The sequence below is a fragment of the Nocardioides sp. genome, from assembly GCF_047606145.1.
GTDB lineage: Bacteria > Actinomycetota > Actinomycetes > Propionibacteriales > Nocardioidaceae > Nocardioides.
This window is the reverse complement of the sequence record NZ_JASGET010000142.1, coordinates 1-2804: the sequence shown is the minus strand read 5'-3', so window position 1 is coordinate 2804 and position 2804 is coordinate 1. Positions and strand designations below refer to the sequence as shown.

The window sequence follows — 2804 nt, the reverse complement described above, 5'->3', positions numbered from 1 at the left end:
CCGTGGCCAGCGTCAGGTCGTGCGGATCCACGTCGGCCACCTCCTCCCACCGGATCGGGGCGGAGACCCTCGCGTCCGGCACACCACGCAGCGAGTACGCCGCCGCGATGGTGTGGTCAGGCATCACGTGACATGGAGCCACGTGTTCTGGTTGCAGTCCATGCATCACTAGACAAGGCTCCCTACCCGGTCGGCGAACCGTGGCGCGCCTGCGGTGGCGATCTTCTCGGTCAACTCGGCGGCCGTCATCGGCGGATTCCTCTCGCTGTCCGCAGCGCGGGTGAACGACTCGATGACGGCCCGTCGGCGACGTGTGAGCAGTGCGCAGAGGAATTCATCCGCTGTGATGACCTCGACGCCGGCGGCCAGAACCGGCTTGGTGCGCAGGTGCTTGAGATTCCGGGTCAGCAGCACATCGACATCGCCGTGGACCGCTGCGGCGGCATGCACGCGATCGCCACGGTCGGGCGAAAGGTCCTCGGTGATCTTGTCCCGGTAGAGGCGGGGTCGATGCGGTAGCGACCGAAGTAGGTGCGCACCGCGGCCACGACGGAAGCAGCCGATTCTGGGCTGCGCTTGCCTTCGCGGACGATGACCCGCTCCCACTCGTCAAGGAGCTCGTCGGTCCACACCCAGGTGAACAAGAAGTCCTCAGACAAGGTGAGCAGCACGTCCATGATGGTGAACGGGAACAGCTCGCTGGTGTCGATGAAGACCCGCTCCAGACGGGCCACGGGGCTACTCCCCGATGGCGGCGCGAATCGCGTCTCCACCGGCGCGGCGCTGCTCGCGCTCGGCGGCGACATCCACCACGTCCTGCACGCGGATGCGGCGATGACGGCTACCTGGCAGGCGACGGAAGGCCAGCACGCCGTCCTCGCAGAGACGGTCGACGAACTGGCGAGTGACACCGAGGATCTCGGCGGCCCGGGCGGGAGTGACCTCGTCGTCGGCACGTAGCACGACGACGCGTGCGCCATGGGCGACCTCATCAAGCATCGCGCGCACGGCGGCTTCGACCGGAGTGTCGCCGCTGAGGCGGTCGGCGAGGCTCTTCGCGTCCGACCGGACGGCGGGGTCGACCGGGTCGAGAGTGGTGGGAAGTACGCGGGCGGCCATGCCCCTTATTCTACCCTTAACTGCAATAACAGCAACCATGACGCGGGCGTGGGTCGAGTCCGGTGACCCTTGGCATGAACCCGCGCGCCGTACTCCCGGTCGTCCCAGCTTCCGATCAGGGCTCGGGCTCCTCGGGAGTCTGCTCCCCGGCCGCCTCATCGCGATCGGCCCACGCCAGCAACGGCGCGATGTCGAAGACGTGGTCGTCGATGTCCGCGAACAGGTCCCCGACGGCGGCGTACCGAGCCGGCACGGTGGCCAGCGTCAGGTCGTGCGGATCCACGTCGGCCACCTCGTCCCACCGGATCGGGGCGGAGACCCTCGCGTCCGGCACACCACGCAGCGAGTACGCCGCCGCGATGGTGTGGTCCCGGGTGTTCTGGTTGTAGTCCACGAAGAGCTGCGCCGGATCGCGGTCCTTGCGCCACCACGCGGTGGTGACCTCGGCCGGCATCCGGCGCTCGACCTCGCGGGCGAAGGCCAGCGCCGCCCGGCGTACCTCGGCGAAGCCATGCTCCGGCCGGATCCGCACGTAGACGTGCAGACCGGACCCACCACTGGTCTTCGGGTAGCCGACCGCGCCGAGCTCGTCGAGCACCTCGTGCGCGGTCCCGGCCGCGCGGCGTACCGTCTCGAACGAGCACGCCGGACCGGGGTCGAGGTCGATCCGCCACTCGTCGGGCCGCTCGACGTCGGCGCGTCGGCTGTTCCACGGATGGAACTCGACGGTCGACATCTGGGTCGCCCAGATCACCGACCCGAGCTCGGTGACGCACAACTCGTCGGCGGTGCGTCCCCAGCGTGGGAACCACAGCCGCACCGTCTCCACCCAGTCCGGCGCGCCGGCGGGAAGCCGCTTCTGATGCACCTTCGGCCCGTCCAGACCCTTGGGATAGCGGTGCAGCATGCAGGGTCGCTCCCACAGCGCGTTGACGATGCCCTCCCCCACCGCGAGGTAGTACTCCACCACGTCGAGCTTGGTCACACCGCGGCGGCCGTCCGCCGTGCGCGCCTGCCGGAAGTAGACCCGATCCGGGTTGGAGACCCGGAGGAGCCGGTCGTCTACCTCGATCTCCACCACCGGGGACGCCATACGCCGAGGGTAGTAGGTGGCAGGCTTGGACTCGTGAGCATTCGCCGTGGCATCGCCGTTCCGTGCTTCACCGACGACCCGATCGAGCTGGTCGACCTGGCGGTCCTCGCCGAGGAGGCCGGATTCGACGGCTTCTTCATCTGGGATCACCTGGTCTGGTCGAACGACGGTCTGGCGGGTCCCTCGGTGGTGGACCCCTGGGCGGTGCTGTCGGCGATCGCGGTGCGCACCACCCGGCTGGTGCTGGGCCCGATGATCACCCCGGTCGCGCGGCGCCGCCCCTGGGTGCTCGCCCGGCAGACGGCCACCCTCGACCTGCTCGCCGGCGGCGGACGGACCGTGCTCGGCGTGGGCCTGGGCGGACCCGACGGCGACTTCGCGCTCTTCGGCGAGCCGGTCGATCCCCGACGGCGCGGCGCGCTGCTGGACGAGGGACTCGACGTGCTCGCCGGGCTGTGGACCGGCGAGGCGTTCGAACACCACGGCGCGCACCACGACGTCGGCCCGGTCCGGTTCCGGCCCACGCCGGCCGGCGGCCGGGTCCCGGTCTGGGTGGGCGGTGTGCTGCCCGCCCGTCGGCCACTGCGGCGGG

Annotated in this window: 5 protein-coding genes and 1 pseudogene; 1 reads left to right on the top strand and 5 read right to left on the bottom strand. The window is 70.3% G+C overall.

The window, feature by feature from the left end; translation table 11 throughout:
• From QM638_RS19360 to ligD, 5 genes and pseudogenes are all read right to left on the bottom strand, one after another.
• A pseudogene (locus QM638_RS19360) lies at positions 1–124 on the bottom strand (ATP-dependent DNA ligase); the annotation flags it as partial.
• Between the two features lie 44 nt (positions 125–168).
• Complete coding sequence (locus QM638_RS19355; RefSeq protein ID WP_415144665.1) at positions 169–414, bottom strand: hypothetical protein; 246 nt, start codon at positions 412–414, stop codon at positions 169–171.
• Complete coding sequence (locus QM638_RS19350) at positions 405–734, bottom strand: hypothetical protein (protein ID WP_415144664.1); 330 nt, start codon at positions 732–734, stop codon at positions 405–407. The genes QM638_RS19355 and QM638_RS19350 overlap by 10 nt, the downstream gene beginning before the upstream one ends.
• Before the next feature lie 4 nt (positions 735–738).
• On the bottom strand, positions 739–1119 hold the full coding sequence (locus QM638_RS19345) for a helix-turn-helix domain-containing protein (RefSeq protein WP_415144662.1): 381 nt from the start codon (positions 1117–1119) through the stop codon (positions 739–741).
• Between the two features lie 115 nt (positions 1120–1234).
• Positions 1235–2212: a non-homologous end-joining DNA ligase gene (ligD, locus tag QM638_RS19340; RefSeq protein WP_415144660.1), complete on the bottom strand. Its 978-nt coding sequence runs from the start codon at positions 2210–2212 to the stop codon at positions 1235–1237.
• 33 nt (positions 2213–2245) lie between these two features.
• Between ligD and QM638_RS19335 the strand changes: the two genes are divergently transcribed.
• The coding region (locus QM638_RS19335; RefSeq protein ID WP_415144659.1) for an LLM class flavin-dependent oxidoreductase at positions 2246–2804 on the top strand (559 nt) is incomplete at its 3' end.